Genomic DNA, 17986 nt, shown 5'->3' on the forward strand with positions numbered 1-17986 from the left:
CCGACTGGACATGGCCATCGAGGCGCACCTAGGCATTCAATCGGTGCAATCGTAAAGTGGACATCGTGAATTATTCACGATCGGCAAATGACCTCGATGACCTCGACTGGAAGCTCCTCGACGAGCTGCAAGCCGACGCCCGGCTGTCTTACAACGAGTTGGCCCGACGGGTACATCTCTCCGCGCCCGCCGTCGCCGAGCGGATTCGTCGCCTGGAACGACGCGGCGTGATCGTCGGCTACCAGGCCCAGATCGACCCCACCGCGGCCGGGTTTCCCATCCAGGCGTACATCCAGCTGCGCTGCGCTCTTGGCTCTTGCCTGCTCAAGAGTTCTGCCGCCGAGGACTACCCCGAAGTGGTCGAGGTCGACAAACTGAGCGGCCAACACTGCTCGATGCTCAAGGTCAGAGCCTCGTCACTGGCGCATCTCGAAGGCGTGCTGGAACAGATCGGAAAGCACGGCGAAATGGATACCCACATCGTCTTGTCCACGCAATACCACGACCCGCGAGTGCGCCGAAACCACCCCGACCGGCCAGTAACCGCCTCCGCGGGTTGGACGCGTCAGCGTGCGGGAGCTTCGGATTCAGCGGACGACTAAGAAGTCCCAAGAGAATGATCTCTGTCGTGCTGCGGGGTTCTGGGCTTATGCGGGCTGACCGTGTCCTAGGGGCGCTGGTAAGAGTGACTGAGCCCCAAACAGGGTTGATTGCCTCCTCGGGCTGAGACTCGCGGTTCACCTGCCGAGGCGGCGAGTGCGCGACGGTCGGGGGTTGAGCAGGTAGGCCACCGCCATGTCATCCGGCTCATCCGGCTCATCCGCGAAGTCGGCCACACTCCCACCATCACCTGGCTGGACTACAGCAACTGCCCCGGAGGCATGGACGCCATCGACGTCACCATCGGTCACCGCCCGGCCGGCGGTCCGCCTGCTATCCCACGATCGGACACCGCCAGGCTCCTATCCGTCACAGCGGCGACCACAGCGGCGACCACCGAGGATGAGCGGCGCAGGAACGCCCGTGTGGCGGTGCTGCCCATCGGCGCCGTCGCCCAGTAAGGCGACCAAGAATCCGCCCCGAGGGTGACTTCGGCATCACGTCGACCAGTTCGATGCGCCGGATGCGTTTGTAGGGGGCTCTCTCACTGAGGCTGGTGAGGATGTCCCTGCGTGGTGCGAGGACGAGGTGGATCCCGTCGGCGCGCCGAGAGGGACGGCGCCGGCACCGCGCAACCGTGCCGGCCGTGGTCAGGTTGACGAAAGCCCCGCCATGCCCCTTCCGCACACGATCAAGCCTCAACGTGGCGCCGCACCCTTGAACTCGCGACCGGCTCATCCTTCCGCCGGGCGCTGGTCAACGAGAGAAACGTTACTCAATTAGTGCCATCATTAGCCATCTCATCTGCGAAAAGGCTGGAAACCGTTACCCAAATTGGCTCTTGACAGCCCTTCATGTAACGCCTACGTTAACCGCATCGGGGTGACGTTTAAAACGATTCAATAACCCTGGAGGGGTGTGTGAAGACCTCCCATCGCACGCTTGCCGCGGCCCTGGCCGTGCTCGCAACGTCGGCCCTTGCCTCGTGCGGATCCGGTTCGGAACCCGCTGCCGACGGCACCGTGACCCTGTCCTTCATGACAGGCAGCGACCAGTCGACCGTGGACACCTCCAAAGCGCTGGCCAACGCCTTCATGAAGGCCAATCCCACGATCAAAATCAACATGGAGCACCAGCTGGGCGGCAGCGAAGGCGACAACGTCGTCAAGACCCGGCTGTCCACCGGTGAGATGACGGACGTGTTCTGGTACAACTCCGGCTCGCTGCTGCAGGCGCTCAACCCGGCCCAGACCCTCGTCGACCTCACCGAGAACCTGGACGCTGCCAAGAAGTTCCTGGCCTTCGTCGCCTCGTCGGCCGGCACGGAAGCCGTGACCGCGGCCGTGCGGCCGGCCGGCCCGTACCGCATCAAGGGCTCCAAGCTGCCCGACGACGCCATCCAGGTGGCCAAGGACCTGCAGGCTTACCTTGACAAGGGCGCCACCTCGCCCGCGCTGGAGTTCCTGTCGCCCATCAAGGGCCCCTCGCTGGAACAGATCACCGTCGCCGTCGGCTCCGGGCTGACCCGCCCCGCCGAAGGGGCCGCCCAGTACGACAAGGACGTGGAGAAGCAGGCCAAGCAACTGGGGCTGGCAGGGTGGTGACCAAGCACTACGCCGGGCCCCGCACCGGGCCCGGCGTGCCGCTTCGGCAGCGACACGCCCGAGGGGCGGCCAGGCGCCGATCGGCCTACCCGTACGCGCTGTACGTTCCGGCCGCCGTCGTCTACCTGGTGATTTTCCTGGTGCCGACGGTCATGGCGTTCTACTTCGCGTTGACCCGCTGGACCCTGTTCGACAGCACCTTCGTCGGCCTGCAGAACTTCCGCGACTTCCTCGCTGAGCAGAACCTCCGCATCGGCTTCCAGAACACCGTCATCTACGCCGTCGTCACCAGCGGCCTCAAGGTCGTGCTCGGGCTGCTGCTCGGCGTGCTGCTCACCTCCGGGCTGCGGCTGCGCGGTTTCCTCCGCTCGGTGGTGTTCTTCCCGGTGCTGGTGTCCACCGTGGCGGTCGGCATCACGTTCAGCGCACTGCTGCGGCCCGATACAGGCCTGGTCAACAAGACCCTCGCGCTGGTCGGCGTCGACGGCCCCGACTGGCTCGGCGACGCGAACACGGCGTTGCTGTCAGTGGCGCTGGTGGACGTGTGGAAGGGGGTCGGCCTGGCCACCGTCATCTACATCGCCGGCATCATGTCGATTCCCCCGGACTACTACCAGGCCGTGGCGGTGGACGGCGGGGGCGCCTGGCACCGCTTCCGGCATGTGACGCTACCCCTGAGCTGGCCCGCCACCTACTCGGTGATCATCCTGTCGTTCATCGGCGGGCTACGCTCGTTCGACCTCATCTGGACGATGACCCGCGGCGGCCCCGGCTTCACCAGCGACACCATCGCCTCGATCATCTACAAGCAGTACCAGGCCGGCTTCTTCGGCCTGTCCACCGCGGGCAACGTGCTGCTGTTCCTCGTCGTCACCGCCATCGTCGTCCCGCTCAACTACGTCCTCGGCAAGAGGCAGGTCGCCGTATGAGAACGCTCAAGAAGCTCAGTGCCGAGACGATCACACTGGTCGTGGCCACCGTGATCTTCCTGGTGCCGTTCTCCTTCATGCTGCTGACCGCGGTCAAGGACCAGGCGCAGGCCACCGACCTCGACTTCGCCTGGCCCACGAACTGGCCGATCGTGCGGAACTTCATGGACGTCATCGAGGCGCGCGACTACGTGCTGCTGCGCGCCTTCGTCAACAGCACGATCCTCACCGTCGCCTCCGTCGCACTGATCGTCATCTTCGCCGCCATGGCCGCGTTCGTCCTGCAACGCCGGGCCGGGAAGGTCGGGTCGCTGGCCAACTTCCTCGTGCTGTCCGGGCTGATCATCCCGCCCGCGATCGTGCCCACCATCTGGCTGCTGCAGGCGATCGGCCTGTTCAAGACCCTGCCCGGGCTGATCCTCGTCGAGGTCGCCTATGGGCTGTCGTTCGCGGTGCTGCTGTTCCGGGCGTTCATCGCGGCCATCCCCCGCGAGCTGGACGAGGCGGCCCAAATCGACGGCTGTAGCGGTCTGCGGCTGTTCTTCCGAGTGATCTTCCCACTGCTCCGACCGGTCACCCTCACCGTCATCTTGACCACGTCGGTGGCCGTCTTCAACGACTTCGTCAATCCGCTCTACTTCACCCCGGGCAACGAGAACGCCACCGTGCAGGTCACCCTCTACAACTTCCAGAGCCAGTACAGCACCCAGTGGAACCTGCTGTTCATGGACATCGTCCTGATCACGGTACCGCCGCTGCTGCTGTTCATCTTCTTCAACCGCAAGATCGTCGCCGGCATGACCGCCGGCGCCATCAAGGGATGACATGACCTTCCTGAACGTCGAACCGGTCACCTTCGAACACCACCGGGAGCCCCTCGGCATCGGGGAACGCGCCCCACGCCTGTCATGGATCACCCAGACCGACATCCCCGGCTGGCTGCAGCGAGCGTACGAGATCGAACTCGGCGACGGCGCCTCCACCGGCCTCGTCGAGTCGGGGGAGTCGGTGCTCGTCTCCTGGCCGGGGCCGGCCCTCGGCTCGCGCGAACGGCGCGGCGTCAGAGTGCGCGTCCACGGTCACGACGGCTCAACCAGCGACTGGAGCCCCTGGTCTTGGGCCGAGACCGGACTGCTCGCCACGGCCGACTGGCGGGCGAGGGCGGCGTCGCCGCCGTGGGACCTGCTCGCCGACACCGATGGCCCCGCCCTGCTGCTGCGCCGTGACTTCACCCTGCGCGGACCCGTCGAGCGCGCTCGCCTGTACATCACCTCCCATGGCACGTATGAAGCCGAGCTCAACGGCCACGTCGTCGGCGACGACGTGCTCGCCCCCGGCTGGACCAGCTACCATCACCGGCTGCGCTACCGCACCCACGACGTCACCGGCCTGCTGCGCGAGGGCCTCAACACCGTCGGCGCCACCCTCGCCGACGGCTGGTGGCGCGGCCGCATCGGCTTCGCCGGCGGCAAGTCCGCCGTCTACGGCGACCGCACCGCGCTGATCGCCCAACTGGAAATCACCTACACCGACGGCACAACGGACACGGTCGCCACCGACGGGGCCTGGCGCTGCGCAGCCGGCCCGCTCACGGCCGCGAGCCTGTACGACGGTGAGACCCACGACGCCCGTCTGCTCCCCGACGGCTGGTCACAGTCCGGCTTCGACGCCTCCACCTGGCTGCCTGCCGAGGTCCTCCATCACGACCCTGCCCTTCTGGTCGCCCCGACGGGGCCGCCTGTCCGCCGCACCGAGATCCTGCAGCCGGTCGAGGTCCTGATCGGGCCGTCCGGCGAGACCATCCTCGACTTCGGCCAGAACATCTCCGGACGGTTGCGCATCCGCGTCCAGGGCCCCGCCGGGCACATGGTCTCGCTCCGCCACGCCGAAGTCCTGGAAGACGACGGCGCCCTGGCGTTCCGGCCGCTGCGCCATGCGGCCGCGCACGACCGCTACATCCTGCGCGGCGACGCCGAACCCGAGACCTTCGAGCCGCGCTTCACCATCCACGGCTTCCGCTACGCACAGATCGACGGCTGGCCGGGAGAGCTGCGGCCCGGCGACGTCGTGGCGGTGGTCTGCCATACGGACATGCGCCCCACCGGGGACTTCGACTGCTCCGAGCCGCTGCTGAACCGGCTGCACGCCAACGTCCGATGGAGCATGCGCGGCAACTACGTCGACCTTCCCACCGACTGCCCGCAGCGCGACGAACGCCTCGGCTGGACCGGCGACATCCAGGTCTTCGCCCCCGCCGCGTCCTTCCTCTACGACTGCGCAGGCCCGCTGACGTCCTGGCTTGCCGACCTCGGCGCCGAGCACCGCCGTCACGGCACCGTCCCCGTCTTCGTCCCCTGGATCTCACTCGAACCCGTCCCTGACGTACTGCCGACGGCGGCCTGGGGTGACGCGGCGGCCGTGGTGCCATGGACGCTTTACCAGCGCGCCGGTGACCTCGGCCTGCTGCGAGAGCAGTACCCGAGCATGAGCGCCTGGGTGGACCAGATCGCGGGTCTGGCGGGCGAGAGCTTCCTGTGGGACGACGGGCCCCAGCTCGGCGACTGGCTCGACCCGACCGCCCCGCCCGAGCGTCCCTTCGAGGCGCAGACTGATCCGGCCCTGGTCGCCACCGCCTACCTGGCGTACTCCGCCAGGCTGGTCGCCGAGACCGCCACACTGCTCGGCCACACTGCCGACGCCGCCCGCTACCGAGAGCTGGCCGAGCGGGTCCGGGCCGCCTTCGACGCCGCTTACGTGACGTCCGAGGGCAAGGTGACCAGCGACTCTCAGACCGCCTACGCCCTCGCCCTGCGGTTCGGGCTCCTCGACGGTGATGAGCGCCGCGCCCGTGCCGGAGAGCGCCTGGCCGAGCTGGTACGGGCGAACGGCCACCGCATCGGCACCGGCTTCGTCGGCACCCCGCTCATCTGCGACGCGCTCACCGACGCCGGCGCCGTCGACGACGCCTACCGGCTGCTGCTGCAGACCGAGTGCCCGTCCTGGCTATATGCGGTCACCATGGGCGCGACCACGATCTGGGAACGCTGGGACAGCATGCTGCCCGACGGGACGGTCAACCCCGGCGAGATGACCTCCTTCAACCACTACGCGCTCGGCGCGGTCGCCGACTGGATGCACCGCACGATCGCCGGCCTCGCCCCGGCCGAACCCGGCTACCGCCGGCTGCTCGTCCGCCCACGCCCCGGCGGCGGCCTCACCCACGCCCGCGCGAGCCTCGCCACGCCGTACGGCCGGGCCGAGGCCGGCTGGGAACAGACCGATGACCGGATGACGCTCGTCGTGGTGGTGCCCGCGAACACCACTGCCGCCGTCCACCTGCCGACTGACCCGGACACCGCCATCGAGGTGCGGGCAGGACGGCACGTCTTCCACTGGGAGGCCAGGTGATCAAGACGCACGACTTCCGGCACAACGGGTTGATTCTGCGCTCCACGCTGCACATTCCCCAGGGACGTACGGGAACCTCCTGGCCAACGGTGGTGTTCGTCCACGGGTTCTCCAACAACCGCATGGAGAACCGCTCGTTCGTCCTGATGGCGCGGCTGCTGGAGAGCGACGACATCGCGTCCGTCCGGTTCGACCTGTCCGGGCACGGAGAGAGCGACGGCGACTTCTTCGACGTCACCATCACCGGCGAGATAGCCGAGACCCGGTCCGTCGTGCAGGCCGTGCGCGCCTTCGACTTCGCCGACCAGGAGCGGATCGGCCTGGTCGGCATGAGCATGGTGGGCGTCGTCGCCGGGATCGTGGCTGCCGAAGAACCCGGCATCGGCGCCGAGATCAGGGAGAAGGCTACTTCGACGCCGACAGCCACCGGATGAGCCCTGCCCTGGTCGACGACATCGCCGGCCTCGACGTCTACGGCCGGTCGCGTCCGTATGCCGGGCCGGTGCGTATCATCCACGGCGATCAGGACGACATCGCGCCCGTCGCCTACGCCCGCCGCTACCTCGACCACTACGCGGGCAACGCCGAGCTGGAAGTCGTCGAAGGCGCCGACCACGGCTGGTCCAGCGTGCCCCACCGCACCCGGCTGCACCAGTCCACGTTGCAGTTCTTCCGCGAGCACCTGGAGCCATCCGCATGATGGGTCTCGGATCCCGCCGGGGACCCGCTCACGGTGGGAACTGCCGCTGGCGAAGGCGGTCCGGCGCCAGTTGTGGATCAGGCGGCCTTGTGGTGGCAGCGGTGTCGCTATTCAGTCGAAGGGAAGCTCTGGTCGACGAGGGCACTGGGGCGAGGCAGTGTTCCGGTCAGGGATGACGCAGCGGCGACCAGAGCGGGGCGCGGCGCTACGACGCGGCCGGCATGGGCGGCGTTGTGCGAATACTGGCTGAGGACAGCGGCTTGTCGGCCACCGGAGAGTGGCCAGTTGGTGTGGAGCATGAGGGCCTGGCCGAGGTCGTCGAGGCGGAACTTCCAGCTGATCTTCGTGTGGCCGGCGGCTGTGAGGGGTCGGCCGCCGATCACCGCGCGGAAGGTGGGGGAGACGGCGTGGAGTTCCTTGAACGTGATCGTTCCCTGGTAGTAGGTGGCCTTCTTCCGGGGGCCGTACTTGGAGGGGCGCTTGGTGGTCGACTTGGCCAGCAGCGTCTTCAGCGTGGCGGGCTCGAACAGATTGATCAGCTGATCCCCGTAGGCGGCCGTAGCGGCGCTTCGCGCGCCTGCCTCTGCCCACGTCTTGCCTTCCGGGATGACCGGCTCGTACAGCTTGCCGGACCGGTAGAACCGCCCGTTGACTGTGATCGAACGGTTGGGCTGCGCCTCTGCGGCGACCTTCTCCGCGTTCCAGCGGCCTTTCGCCATCTGGTCCCGCATGCGACGGTGAGGGCGCAGGGTGCGGGTCACGTCGGCGGCGCCCACGCCGGCGCCACCGAGGCGAACGGTGCCTCGCTGTTCGACGGCGAAGATCTCCAGACCGCCGGCCAGCAGGCCGCCCAGTTCCACCACCCGTACGGCGTGCTTCTTGGCGATCTGCCCCTGAGAGCCACAAGAGGGTCGACGGCGGCCTGGGCGTGCGTGGGCGAGGTGAGCGGTAAGGCGAAGATCGTGCCTGAGGTGGCAAGGGTGACCCAGAGTCTCATGCGCGCTTTCATCATGATCGGGAAGTATCGCAGGTCTCGTGATTTACACACTGATCGCCTTGGACGGGTATCGGGAAAGCGCATGGCGCCGCGTGGGCGTCGGCTGGCTCGTTCTGTGACAGCGTTCGCGCTTTCAGGTTGCCAGCCGCCTGTTACTCCGCTTACGAGCAGATCCAGGGTGAGCGGATAATTCATCGAGATGCTGTGAACGCGGACAACCGCCCCACTCCCAACCTCTCAGTCCCTGACACCCACGTCTACATCCCGCCACCCGATCCCGGCCTGAGCCCAGCGGCCTCACCGCAAAACACTGCCCCGGCGAGCGCCGCCCCCTAGCTTCCATCCACGCTTTCGAAACTGCTCAGCCAGGACCGCCTGCGCCACGGTGGACGCGGAATGTAGGCAACAGGTGGTCCGGCTGAGAATGCCCCAGGCTGCGGGGCGGAACTCGCCCGATCGGAGGGCTCTCCCGAGCTGTCGTCCCTTCCACTGCTCAGGTGTTGATGTGGAGGACCCAGATCGACAGGTGATCCACGTCGTCTGGGCCGTACGTGTAGAGCGCGCGGAAGGTCGGCATGATCAGTTCGTACGCGCCGGGGATCTCGGCGTACGGTACGGCGTCGGGGGGTGTGGGATCGTCGCCCAAGTCCAGCAGCATGTCAACGATCGACGCGCGCAGGGTCATCGGCGCCAGGCTCAAGGCGACCTTGACGTCGGGGGCGAAGTGGACGGGGATCTTCACTTGGCGGCGTCACCTAGTCCGAGGTCGGCGTACGCGTCTTCACGCGATGTGTAGACCGTCATCTCGAGGTCGCCCCGGGTGGCGGCGTCCATCTTGGCGCGGATGTCGGCGGCTTCGCGTTCCCGCTTGAGTCGTACATACTCCTCGAACTCCTCCTCGGAGATGAGTACGGCGCGTTCGGTGGTGGATCGGCTGATGGTGGTGTGCCGGCGGCCGTGGACGGCTCGCGCTACGAGCGTGCCGAGTTGGCTGCGAGCTTCGGAGATGCCCAGCGCTTCGGTGGCCATGTTGCTGTGCTCCTGCCGTTCTTGGTGGTCTCTCCACTATACGGGAATCCTGCACATCCAGCACAGGGTGCTCAGGATGTACATGTTGGTCAACACCTCGATCTTCAGCCCAACGAATGGCCAGTCTCATCGGATATGGCCAGATTTTCCTGTGAGCACAGAATCGCAGAGAGTGACGGATCTCGGGCGACCTAAATTGCCGCCGACGGCCTCGACGCGCCTGAGATGGACGGCGCGCGATGTCCCGGAATGGTGGCAGCAAGGACGGCGGCGACAGCTGCGGGCACCCTGCGCCACGGCGTCTCGCTGCTGGCCCTCGACATTTGATCACCTCGCTCAGGCTCTCCGTGCCGTGCCCTCAGCCTCGATAGCGCCTCCATAGCGAATTCATAGCGTCGTGATCTACCTTGGCTCTCATCTTGGGGGCGGACAACTGGTGCATGCGGGCCCAGTTGTCGATTGCCTCGCCATTGAGAGACAACGGAGAACTGATGTCTGTGAACGCGAGTCGCACGCCGCTCAAGCGAAACCGGATCGGGAGGCGGGCACGCGGGGTGGCGTTCGCCTCTGTCGCCGCAGTGAGTCTGGCGTTGCTCTCGTCCGCGCCTGCGAGCGCCGCTGGCGTGTACGGCCCCTACGTCTACAAGAACCAGGGGCACGGTGGTTGCCTGGCGGGCTCCAGCACGGCCCTTGCGCTGGAATCCAACTGCAATGCGAGTATCACGGCGCAGAAGTGGAAGGTCACCACCTTCCCTAGCGGCTTCGTGTCGCTCAAGAACGTGTCAAGTGGTAAGTGCATCGATGTCAATCTGGACCGGCAGATCTACATGAATGCCTGCAACAACAGCAACTACCAGGCCTTCTATGAAGTGAAGGTCACCTCCGCTGTGCGCAGTTACAAGCCAGCTCACCACGCGGCGTACTGCATTGGCGTCAGCGCAGGCTCAGGCAGTGGCAATCCCGGAAAGATCGGCATTGGGAGTTGCGGCGGTAAGGATGCGTCGTGGTTGCAGGAGAAGGTCAGGTAGCCACGCCACAGGGGACAGCTCCTGGAGGTCGCCCAGCGGGTATGGCCCGGCATCACTGAGCATGGGCGCGATGCCGACCTTCGGCCGCCACGGAGCCAGCTGCGGCTGGGCCTTCAACGCGTCGTCGATCCGCACGTACAGTGCAGTTGCGAGGGTGTCTAACTCTTTCTTCACACATCGAGCATGGGCACCCTCGCCCTATCTGCGCAGCTACGCCTTCGCATCAATCATCTAGTGGCGGTCAATGCCGACACGACGACCCTGCCGGTCACCGGAACACCGGTCACCGCCTGGGCCAAGCGCCGACCGGCCATCGGAGTCGGCGAGCTGGCCGCATCCGGACCTGCTCTCCGGCCTCACCGGCGGACTCTGCGGCCTGGCCGGCTCCGCGATGTGGTCGGCGCCGGTCAGGCGCCGAGCGTGGACAGGATGCGGCCCAGGTCCCAGTAAGCGCGCAGCGAGGAGATCCGCCCGTCCTCGATCCGGTAAACGAAGACGCCGTCGTAGCAGGCGGAGGCGCCGGTGGGGAAGCGGACGGAGACCGAGGCGACGACCGCGGCCTCGTCGCCGGCGGGGTGCACCGCGGCGACCTCGAAACGCACTTCGTTGGGGGCTACGGTGAGCTCCCAGAACCGTTCAAGGGCGGCCCTCCCCCGCAGACCGGCGCCGTGGGGATCCAGTGGGGAGCCGCCGACCGGGTCGTGGAGCACGGCGTCCGGCGCATAGCAGGCGAGCCAGGCGTCCCGGTCGCCGGCACTGACCGCGCCCATCGCGGTGAGCGCGGCGACGGCCGCCGGGTGGGTGGTGTCCATCGGGTGCCTCCTCGGAAGCCCGCTAGCTTGACACGTGTCAAGCTAGAGCTACGCTTGACACGTGTCAAGCACGCGATCGCGCATCCTGGAAACCGCCCGGCGGCTCATCACCGAGCAGGGCCCACGGGCCTCGATGGCCGACGTGGCCCGCGCGGCAGGGATCTCCCGGCAGGCGCTCTACCTCCATTTCGGCTCCCGGGCCAGCCTGCTCGTGGCCGTCGTGCGGGACATGGACGAGCAGGACGGGATCCGCACGCGCTGCGAGAAGGCGCTGACCAGGGAGGAACCCGTCGAGGCGTTCGGCGCCTTCCTACGCGTCTGGCTGCGCTACGCGGCGACGATCCATCCGGTGGCCTCGGTGCTGCTGGCCTCGCGCCGCGACGACCCTGACGCCGCCGCGGCCTGGAACGACCGGATGGGCGAGCTCCACGAGGGGTTCCTCACCGCCGTCCGCCGCCTGGCAGCCGCCGGACGGCTGCGGCCCGGTCTGGCCGTGGACGTCGCCGCCGACCTGGCGTGGGCGATGACCTCGGTCTCCGTCTGGGAGCAGCTGACGGCCGACCGGGGCAGGCGCGCCGGCGACGTCGAGGAGCACCTGATCGGCGCCGTGACCGCCGCCCTCACCGGCGACCCGTCGCCGCAGGCCGTCCGCACCTGAGCGCCAGCCCAGCACCAGCCCCGTCGACCTGGACCCCCGAGTGCCGTCACGTTCTGTCGCCACAGGCTTTGATCCAGAGCCTGTCTACCTGTCCGCGTGTGTTGGTACGGGCTCCCAGCTTCGCGGCGGGGCCCGAACGCATTCCAGGGAAACTTGTAACGAATCATCACGCGCATGTTCTTCTCCCGTGTGAGCGCCCTTCCACTTCGTCGGACGGGTCGCGCTCGGAAGGCATCGGGGGGTTGGTCTGTGGCGTGGTGTCGGTGCGAAGGGGGATCTCGCGGATGAGCCAGGAGACGGCGAAGGCGATCACGGAGAGTACGGTGGCGCCGATGAGGATGACGTGCAGGCCGCCGGTGACGGCCAGCCGGACGGCGTCGGCCGCCTGGGCAGGCAGGCTCGGCAGGAGGACGGGCGTGAGCTCGCCTCCTCCGGTCAGCCGGCCGGCCGTGGCCGACCCCAGGTGGGCGGCCAGGTCAGTGTGCATGCGAGTGGCGTACAGGGTGCCCAGCAGGGCGATGCCCACCGATCCGCCGATGGTGCGCAGCAGGGTGAGCGTGCCGCTGGCGGCTCCCATGTCGCGCGGATCGGCGCTGTTCATGGTGATCAGGGTGGTGCTCTGCATCAACAGGCCCATCCCCGCCCCTATGAGGAGGGTGAGTGCCGAGGCGAGGGCGGCGGGGGTGTCGGCGTCGAGCCGGAACAGGGCCAGCGCACCCGCGATCATGAGGGCTCCACCCAGGATGGGATAGACCCGGTAGCGGCCGTTCGCGCTGATGAGGCGGCCGGTGACCAGTTGGGCGCCGAGCATGCCGAACATCAGCGGGAGCAGCAGCATGCCGCTGGCCGCCGGGGAGGATCCTTGGACGAGCTGCATGTACTGCGGCAGGTAGTTGGTCACGGTGAGCATCACCGCGCCCACCAGAAAGCTGAGGACCTGGGCGAGGGTGAAGTTGCGGTCGGCGAACAGTCGGGGCGGGATGATCGGCTCCGCCGTACGGCGTTCCACGGCCACGAAGGCGGCCAGGGCGAGCAGCCCGATCGCGCCGAGGGTCCATGAGATCCCACCCGCCAGCAGGGTCAGGGCCACGATGGCGATGGTCAGCAGGGCCGCTCCGGCGTAGTCGATACGGGGGCGGTGACGCTCGGCGGGTGGCAGGTGGATGCGGGTGACGATGAGCAGCAGGGCGAGGGCGCCGAGGGGCAGGTTGACGTAGAACGTCCAGCGCCAGCTGAGGTAGTCGGTGAGCAGGCCGCCCAGCAGCGGCCCGCCGACGTAGGCGACCGGCATGATGACGCCGATCATCGACTGCAGCCGGCCGCTCTCGCGTGGCGGGACCAGGACGCCGATGATGGCCAGCGCGCCGACCATGAGCCCGCCCGCGCCGAGTCCCTGCACGGCGCGGAAGGCGATGAGCTGGGCCATGTCCTGGGTCAGGCCGCAGAGCGCGGACCCGGCCAGGAAGAACGTGATGGAGGTGATGAAGGTGGCCTTGCGGCCGAACAGGTCGCCGAGCTTGCCCCAGATGGGGGTGGTGGCCGCGCCGGCGAGCATGTACGCGGTCACCACCCAGGGCAGCAGGTCCAGGCCGCCGAGCTCGCCGGCGATCGTGGGCAGCGCGGTGCCCACGATCAGGCCGTCGAGCATGGCCAGGAACATGCCGATGAGCAGTCCGAGAACACCAAGACGAGTCATGGCAGTTCAGGCGGCATAGGGGCGGACGGTCCTGGCCTCGCGCAGCGAGTGCGCCCACCAGGCGAGCCGATCCAGCATGACCTTGGCGGCGTCGTCGGCTGCGGGTTCCACGGCCTTGCCGTCGCCGTCGAACTGCGCCCAGGGGTGTTGCAGGCCGACGCTGTCGCGGATGGTGACGGCATGCAGTTCGGCCAGGACGAGCCGCAGTTGCTCGACGGCGCGCAGTCCGGCGGAGAAGGCGCCGTAGGAGACGAACGCCACGGGCTTGGCGTGCCACTCGGTGGAGTGCCAGTCGATGGCGTTCTTCAGCGCCGCCGGGAAGCTGTGGTTGTACTCAGGGGTCACGATGACGAAGGCGTCGGCTGCCGCCATGCGCGGTGACACGGCCGCCAGCAGATCCTGGGCCTCCTGAGTGGCGGGCGGCTGCCCGAGCACCGGGAAGACGGTCGGCAGCGGGGTCTCGATCAGGTCGATCAGGTCGGCGCTCATGTCTCCGCGCTGGTCCAGGTGGTCCATGACCCAGTTCGCCACGGCGGGACCGAAACGTCCGTCACGGGTGCTGCCGAGAATGACCGCGATGTTGAGCATGATGCCCCTTCGATGTGTACGACGTATCTGTCGCGATACAACGTACACACCACAGTGTACGGCGTCTACTCTTGATACGTTGTACTGGAGCGCGAGGAAGGGACCTGCGATATGGCCACCGACAAGGGCGAATCTCTATGGGAGCGGTTGGAACGTCCTTCGCCGGCCCCCCGCCAGACGTTGTCGCCGCAGCGCATCGCCACCACGGCTGTCGCGATCGCCGACGCCGAGGGCCTGGAGGCCGTCACCATGCGCCGCCTGGCCACCGAGCTGGGCGTCGCTCCCATGGCGCCCTACCGCTACGTGTCCGGCAAGGACGACCTGCTGGAGCTCATGGTCGATCACGTCTACGCCGATCTGCGCCTGCCCCCGGGCCTCGACTGGCGACAGAGCCTGCGCACGCTCGCCGTACGGACTCGCGAGCTGATGCTCCAGCACCGATGGCTGGCCCAGCTGTCCCCGCAGGCCAAGCTCTCCCTCACACCCAACCGGATGACCGTGGCCGAGCAGGCCCTGGCCGCGCTCGACCGCCTGGACCTGGACGCCGACACCATGATGAGCGTCTTCCGCGCGGTGGACGCTTACGTGCACGGCGCCATGAGTTATGAGAGCGCCGTCAGCGCTCTCATAAGCGAGCAGAGCCTGTCCGACGCTCACGAACTGCGCACCGAGCTCGCCCCGCTGATGATGTGGCACATGCAGACCGGCCGCTATCCCATCTTCCAGCACTACCTGCGCACCGCTACCCGCAAGGACGACACTTCATGGCAGTTCGATACCGGCCTGGACTGCCTCCTCGACGGCTTCGCCACCCGCCTGGGCATCTGAGGAGCTCCTCGCCGACGAATCCGACATCACCACCGGCCCCACCATCTTCTCCGAACCCCGCGCCGTCGGTGCAGGCGATCGTCAGGTGATCGCGATTTCATGGCTCGTACGCGCAGGAGAACGGCCGCGTCGTCATGATCCGTTCATCCCCGAACTGATCGTCGCGAGCGGCCGCGAGGTCATCGTGCGGCATGCCCCGGGCAGCCGAGTGTTCCGCATCTCGGCCAGGTGCATATCGACGCCATCCAGCAGGATCAATGGTGAAATCCGCGGGCGTGCCCGAGTAGCCCATGGTGGGCTGTCCCATAAGAGTCAAATCATGTGGCCCGTGTGCCAGGCGGGCGGAAAGGGTCACGCGGAGATGAAGACGTTCGGGGCGGTCGGGATCGTGCGGGGATGATGATGTTCGAGGCGGCAAGGGTCGTGCGGGTGGTGCGGGCGCTGCGCGAGGCGGGGTGCGAGGTCTGGATCGGCGGCGGCTGGGGCATCGACGCGCTCGTCGGCCGCGTCACCAGGGAGCACCACGACCTCGACCTGATGCACCGCGCCGAGCAGGAGCCGGTGGTGATCGCCACCCTGGAGGCGGCCGGCTACGCCGAGGTCGAAGGCGTCGTGCCGGGCCGCCCCGCCCGCTTCGTCATGGCCGGCCCGGGCGAGATCGACCTGCATCCGCTGCGGTTCGCCCCGGACGGCTCGGCGACCCAGCCCGCCGACGACCGGGGCGGCGTCTTCACCTACCCGGCCGCCGCCTTCGTCACCGGCATGATCGAGGGCGTCTCGGTGCACTGCCTGTCAGCCGCCCAGCAGGTGAGCTTCCACCAGGGCTACCGCCCCAGGGAGCGCGACCTGCACGACATGGCACGGTTGCGCGAGACGTTCGGGATCGAGACTCACTTCTGAGGCCTGGCATGCGTTCGCCTTGCTTACTCAATGCGAACCCGTAGCAACCATGCGGGGCTGACCCAGTCGCACATGTAGTCGATGACGATTCCAGCACCCGTCATGTCGCGCCCGCGCTGCCCACACGCTGAGGACAAGACCGCCCACGCCGGCTCCGGCAAGGCCAGGACCATACTATACGGTATAGTACGGAACGAGTTCATCGTGATCGATCCACTGCCTGGGGAGAGACGTGTCAGCATTGCCCGATCCGGTTTGGCCGGTTGTCGTCCTAGCGATCATCCAGGCCGGTGACGCCGTCATGTGCATCAAGCCCGTTTCGTTCATCGCCCAGTGCTTCGAAGACGTGAACTGGCCGCGACGTTACTGGTGGATCATGCCACCGCTGAAGTTCGCCGCCGCGGCCGGTCTGATCCTGGGCATCTGGCTGCCGTATCTCGGTGCCGTGACCTGTGCTGCACTCGTCCTCTACTTCATGGTCGCCATCGCGATGCACATCGCGGCTCGAGACTTCGGCCGCAACCTCTTCCTCAACGCCACCGCCATGCTGCTGATCTGCATCGCAGTCGGCGTCTACAGCTTCATGGCATGAAGCTCGCTCGTGCCTCGGCGAGTGCGGACCCCTCCATACCTAGTGGTACGTTTGCTGGATGAGCACGGCACGAGACCGGTGGCTGAACGAAGCCTTGAAGGTACTCGCAGAAGAAGGCGCAGCAGGGATTCGAATCGACCGGATCGCTGCTCGACTCAACCTGTCGAAAGGGTCGTTCCACCATCACTTCGATGGCGCCGAGGGATACAAGAAAGCACTTCTCGCCCATTTCGAGCGCCTATCGATCGAAAAGCTCGAAAATGCAATTGCCGACGTCGGCGAATCGGCTGGTGCCCGGGTGATCCTCGCACGGCTGACGAAACTCGTCCGCCCTGGCGACACAGGACTCTATCGTCCAGAACTCGATATCGCAGTGCGGGCGTGGGCGACATGGGATGCGGATGTGCGTGCCGTGCAGACCCGCCTTGACGAGGCCAGACTGTCCGCACTCCAGCGGGTGTGGCGATCAGCCGTCGCCACCGACGAGGAGGCTCGGACGGCGGCCCTGTTGCCCTACCTGCTCGCGGTTGGAGCAACTGTCGTCTTTCCCCCCGTCGACGCTGACCAGCTTCGCGACCTCTATGAAATCCTCCTACCACTCGTGCCGGATAGCGCCGGCCAGACACGGGATGGCGCGACGTCACCACGGTGACCTGGCCATGAAGGAGCATGGGCGCTGGTCAGGCTGAAGCGTTCTCGGCTGGTGGGAGGCGCCACGGGCTTGACGATGTTCCGCCCTGGTCCCGCCGGAGCCGTAAACCCGGTCATCCCCGTCACTCCCGAGCGGGTGCCAGTGTGACCACGGCACCGTCGTCATCGGTCCTGCCCTCTCCGGCGCCGATCACTTCACGTCTCGTGCGGTGGTCGCCGCCCGGACGCCTCGCTGGGAAACAAGGATCAGCCGGACTCTGCGAGCAAATGTACGACACCGGCCGGGTTCTTGATCCAATGGGTTCTGGAATCGAGGTTCTCCAGCGGTTCTATCTCGTCACACGGGCGGATGCCGATGTCGGCCAGCTTGCCCGTCGCCGCGTCCAGGTCATCGGTGTGGAGCTGCAGCCACAGGTCGGGCTGACTGTAGTTGTCGACACAGTCGAGCCACAGCGTATTGGGACCGAACCGCACCGAATGAGTTCTCGAGACGGTCGGCGCGTAGAAGACGTCATCCTCGTTGACCTCGAAGCCCAGGGTGTCGCGGTAGAAGGCCACGGTGGCCTCGTACTGTGCCTTGGGGATCTTCATGGCGATGTTCAGGCCGGCGGTGAATTCAGGCTTGTTCATTGTTGTGCGACTCCTTCGTGTCGGTGGCGTCCAGTGCGAGTTCCAGAGCGGTCAGCCGCTCATCCCACCTGTTGGCGAGCATGGCCAGCCACACCTGCGCCGCGCGAATGGGGGCTGGTTCCAACCGGTAGGGATGGCGACGGCCGGCCGGTTCGGCGGAGCTGATCAGGCCCGTTTCGGCGAGCTGGCCGAGGTGCTTGGCCACCGCCTGACGGCTGACCGGCAACCGTCGCGCCAGATCAGTGACGGTTGCCGGCCCGGCGCGGCCGAGCTCCTCCAGCAGCGCCCGCCGCGTCGGATCCGTGAGCGCCGTGAACACCGCGACGGCCTGCCCCT

21 protein-coding genes and 1 pseudogene are annotated in these 17986 nt (G+C 67.3%); 13 read left to right on the plus strand and 9 right to left on the minus strand.

Annotated features, from left to right (window positions below):
* Positions 1–56: 56 nt before the first annotated feature.
* From V5E28_RS43750 to V5E28_RS43780, 7 genes are all read left to right on the plus strand, one after another.
* Positions 57–602 (plus strand): Lrp/AsnC family transcriptional regulator, encoded by a 546-nt coding sequence (locus tag V5E28_RS43750; RefSeq protein ID WP_336216029.1) that lies wholly within the window; start codon positions 57–59, stop codon positions 600–602.
* 1035 nt (positions 603–1637) lie between these two features.
* Positions 1638–2204: a hypothetical protein gene (locus V5E28_RS43755; RefSeq protein WP_336216030.1), complete on the plus strand. Its 567-nt coding sequence runs from the start codon at positions 1638–1640 to the stop codon at positions 2202–2204.
* Positions 2201–3133 (plus strand): carbohydrate ABC transporter permease, encoded by a 933-nt coding sequence (locus tag V5E28_RS43760; RefSeq protein ID WP_336216032.1) that lies wholly within the window; start codon positions 2201–2203, stop codon positions 3131–3133. Before V5E28_RS43755 ends, V5E28_RS43760 begins: the two co-directional genes overlap by 4 nt.
* On the plus strand, positions 3130–3957 hold the full coding sequence (locus tag V5E28_RS43765; protein ID WP_336216034.1) for a carbohydrate ABC transporter permease: 828 nt from the start codon (positions 3130–3132) through the stop codon (positions 3955–3957). The genes V5E28_RS43760 and V5E28_RS43765 overlap by 4 nt, the downstream gene beginning before the upstream one ends.
* A 1-nt stretch (position 3958) precedes the next feature.
* A complete protein-coding gene (locus tag V5E28_RS43770) occupies positions 3959–6541 on the plus strand; it encodes a glycoside hydrolase family 78 protein (RefSeq protein ID WP_336216035.1) in 2583 nt (860 codons plus the stop codon).
* A complete protein-coding gene (locus V5E28_RS43775) occupies positions 6538–6975 on the plus strand; it encodes an alpha/beta hydrolase (protein ID WP_336216036.1) in 438 nt (145 codons plus the stop codon). The genes V5E28_RS43770 and V5E28_RS43775 overlap by 4 nt, the downstream gene beginning before the upstream one ends.
* Positions 6972–7241 (plus strand): alpha/beta hydrolase family protein, encoded by a 270-nt coding sequence (locus tag V5E28_RS43780; protein WP_336216038.1) that lies wholly within the window; start codon positions 6972–6974, stop codon positions 7239–7241. The genes V5E28_RS43775 and V5E28_RS43780 overlap by 4 nt, the downstream gene beginning before the upstream one ends.
* 107 nt (positions 7242–7348) lie before the next feature.
* Here V5E28_RS43780 and V5E28_RS43785 read toward each other — a convergent pair whose 3' ends face one another.
* The 3 genes from V5E28_RS43785 to V5E28_RS43795 all read right to left on the minus strand — a co-directional run bounded on the left by V5E28_RS43785 (position 7349) and on the right by V5E28_RS43795 (position 9267).
* On the minus strand, positions 7349–8104 hold the full coding sequence (locus tag V5E28_RS43785) for a hypothetical protein (RefSeq protein WP_336216039.1): 756 nt from the start codon (positions 8102–8104) through the stop codon (positions 7349–7351).
* Between the two features lie 627 nt (positions 8105–8731).
* Entirely contained in the window at positions 8732–8980 is a 249-nt protein-coding gene (locus V5E28_RS43790; protein ID WP_336216041.1) for a hypothetical protein, read from the minus strand.
* Positions 8977–9267 carry a type II toxin-antitoxin system prevent-host-death family antitoxin gene (locus tag V5E28_RS43795; RefSeq protein ID WP_336216042.1) on the minus strand — a complete coding sequence of 97 codons (291 nt, stop codon included), beginning with the start codon at positions 9265–9267 and terminating at the stop codon, positions 8977–8979. Before V5E28_RS43795 ends, V5E28_RS43790 begins: the two co-directional genes overlap by 4 nt.
* Positions 9268–9758: 491 nt before the next feature.
* On the opposite strand from V5E28_RS43795, the gene V5E28_RS43800 reads away from it, so the two are divergent.
* On the plus strand, positions 9759–10295 hold the full coding sequence (locus V5E28_RS43800) for an RICIN domain-containing protein (protein ID WP_336216044.1): 537 nt from the start codon (positions 9759–9761) through the stop codon (positions 10293–10295).
* A 48-nt stretch (positions 10296–10343) separates the two neighbouring features.
* Here V5E28_RS43800 and V5E28_RS49845 read toward each other — a convergent pair.
* Both V5E28_RS49845 and V5E28_RS43805 read right to left on the minus strand, forming a co-directional pair.
* Positions 10344–10469: pseudogene (locus V5E28_RS49845) on the minus strand (IS982 family transposase); the annotation flags it as partial.
* Between the two features lie 233 nt (positions 10470–10702).
* Complete coding sequence (locus tag V5E28_RS43805; protein WP_336216045.1) at positions 10703–11107, minus strand: nuclear transport factor 2 family protein; 405 nt, start codon at positions 11105–11107, stop codon at positions 10703–10705.
* A gap of 61 nt (positions 11108–11168) precedes the next feature.
* Between V5E28_RS43805 and V5E28_RS43810 the strand changes: the two genes are divergently transcribed.
* Positions 11169–11765 carry a TetR/AcrR family transcriptional regulator gene (locus V5E28_RS43810; RefSeq protein WP_336216046.1) on the plus strand — a complete coding sequence of 199 codons (597 nt, stop codon included), beginning with the start codon at positions 11169–11171 and terminating at the stop codon, positions 11763–11765.
* 166 nt (positions 11766–11931) lie between these two features.
* Here the strand turns inward: V5E28_RS43810 and V5E28_RS43815 are convergent, their stop codons facing one another.
* The gene (locus tag V5E28_RS43815; protein ID WP_336216047.1) at positions 11932–13461 is read right to left on the minus strand and encodes an MDR family MFS transporter; all 1530 of its coding nucleotides are present in this window, start codon (positions 13459–13461) and stop codon (positions 11932–11934) included.
* A gap of 6 nt (positions 13462–13467) precedes the next feature.
* Positions 13468–14049: an NADPH-dependent FMN reductase gene (locus V5E28_RS43820; RefSeq protein WP_336216048.1), complete on the minus strand. Its 582-nt coding sequence runs from the start codon at positions 14047–14049 to the stop codon at positions 13468–13470.
* A 111-nt stretch (positions 14050–14160) separates the two neighbouring features.
* Here V5E28_RS43820 and V5E28_RS43825 point away from each other — a divergent pair, with 111 nt between their 5' ends.
* From V5E28_RS43825 to V5E28_RS43840, 4 genes are all read left to right on the plus strand, one after another.
* Positions 14161–14877: a TetR/AcrR family transcriptional regulator C-terminal domain-containing protein gene (locus V5E28_RS43825; RefSeq protein ID WP_336216049.1), complete on the plus strand. Its 717-nt coding sequence runs from the start codon at positions 14161–14163 to the stop codon at positions 14875–14877.
* A gap of 396 nt (positions 14878–15273) precedes the next feature.
* Positions 15274–15777: a nucleotidyltransferase domain-containing protein gene (locus tag V5E28_RS43830; protein WP_336216050.1), complete on the plus strand. Its 504-nt coding sequence runs from the start codon at positions 15274–15276 to the stop codon at positions 15775–15777.
* A 232-nt stretch (positions 15778–16009) separates the two neighbouring features.
* Entirely contained in the window at positions 16010–16369 is a 360-nt protein-coding gene (locus tag V5E28_RS43835; protein ID WP_336216052.1) for a DoxX family protein, read from the plus strand.
* A 58-nt stretch (positions 16370–16427) separates the two neighbouring features.
* On the plus strand, positions 16428–17021 hold the full coding sequence (locus V5E28_RS43840; RefSeq protein WP_336216053.1) for a TetR/AcrR family transcriptional regulator: 594 nt from the start codon (positions 16428–16430) through the stop codon (positions 17019–17021).
* 245 nt (positions 17022–17266) lie between these two features.
* Here the strand turns inward: V5E28_RS43840 and V5E28_RS43845 are convergent, their stop codons facing one another.
* Together V5E28_RS43845 and V5E28_RS43850 are read right to left on the minus strand one after the other, a co-directional pair.
* A complete protein-coding gene (locus V5E28_RS43845; protein WP_336216054.1) occupies positions 17267–17650 on the minus strand; it encodes a VOC family protein in 384 nt (127 codons plus the stop codon).
* Positions 17637–17969: an ArsR/SmtB family transcription factor gene (locus V5E28_RS43850; RefSeq protein WP_336216055.1), complete on the minus strand. Its 333-nt coding sequence runs from the start codon at positions 17967–17969 to the stop codon at positions 17637–17639. The genes V5E28_RS43845 and V5E28_RS43850 overlap by 14 nt, the downstream gene beginning before the upstream one ends.
* Positions 17970–17986 lie beyond the last annotated feature (17 nt).

It is taken from the genome of Nonomuraea sp. LPB2021202275-12-8, from assembly GCF_037044575.1.
Classification (GTDB): domain Bacteria; phylum Actinomycetota; class Actinomycetes; order Streptosporangiales; family Streptosporangiaceae; genus Nonomuraea.

Excerpts from the sequence above, each read along its gene's own strand:
- V5E28_RS43755 (WP_336216030.1), top strand. The coding sequence starts at position 1,638 with ATGACAGGCAGCGACCAGTCGACCGTGGACACCTCCAAAGCGCTGGCC.
- V5E28_RS43765 (WP_336216034.1), top strand. The coding sequence starts at position 3,130 with ATGAGAACGCTCAAGAAGCTCAGTGCCGAGACGATCACACTGGTCGTG.
- V5E28_RS43770 (WP_336216035.1), top strand. The coding sequence starts at position 3,959 with ATGACCTTCCTGAACGTCGAACCGGTCACCTTCGAACACCACCGGGAG.
- V5E28_RS43780 (WP_336216038.1), top strand. The coding sequence starts at position 6,972 with ATGAGCCCTGCCCTGGTCGACGACATCGCCGGCCTCGACGTCTACGGC.
- V5E28_RS43795 (WP_336216042.1), bottom strand. The coding sequence starts at position 9,267 with ATGGCCACCGAAGCGCTGGGCATCTCCGAAGCTCGCAGCCAACTCGGC.
- V5E28_RS43800 (WP_336216044.1), top strand. The coding sequence starts at position 9,759 with ATGTCTGTGAACGCGAGTCGCACGCCGCTCAAGCGAAACCGGATCGGG.
- V5E28_RS43805 (WP_336216045.1), bottom strand. The coding sequence starts at position 11,107 with ATGGACACCACCCACCCGGCGGCCGTCGCCGCGCTCACCGCGATGGGC.
- V5E28_RS43815 (WP_336216047.1), bottom strand. The coding sequence starts at position 13,461 with ATGACTCGTCTTGGTGTTCTCGGACTGCTCATCGGCATGTTCCTGGCC.
- V5E28_RS43820 (WP_336216048.1), bottom strand. The coding sequence starts at position 14,049 with ATGCTCAACATCGCGGTCATTCTCGGCAGCACCCGTGACGGACGTTTC.
- V5E28_RS43825 (WP_336216049.1), top strand. The coding sequence starts at position 14,161 with ATGGCCACCGACAAGGGCGAATCTCTATGGGAGCGGTTGGAACGTCCT.
- V5E28_RS43830 (WP_336216050.1), top strand. The coding sequence starts at position 15,274 with ATGATGATGTTCGAGGCGGCAAGGGTCGTGCGGGTGGTGCGGGCGCTG.
- V5E28_RS43840 (WP_336216053.1), top strand. The coding sequence starts at position 16,428 with ATGAGCACGGCACGAGACCGGTGGCTGAACGAAGCCTTGAAGGTACTC.
- V5E28_RS43845 (WP_336216054.1), bottom strand. The coding sequence starts at position 17,650 with ATGAACAAGCCTGAATTCACCGCCGGCCTGAACATCGCCATGAAGATC.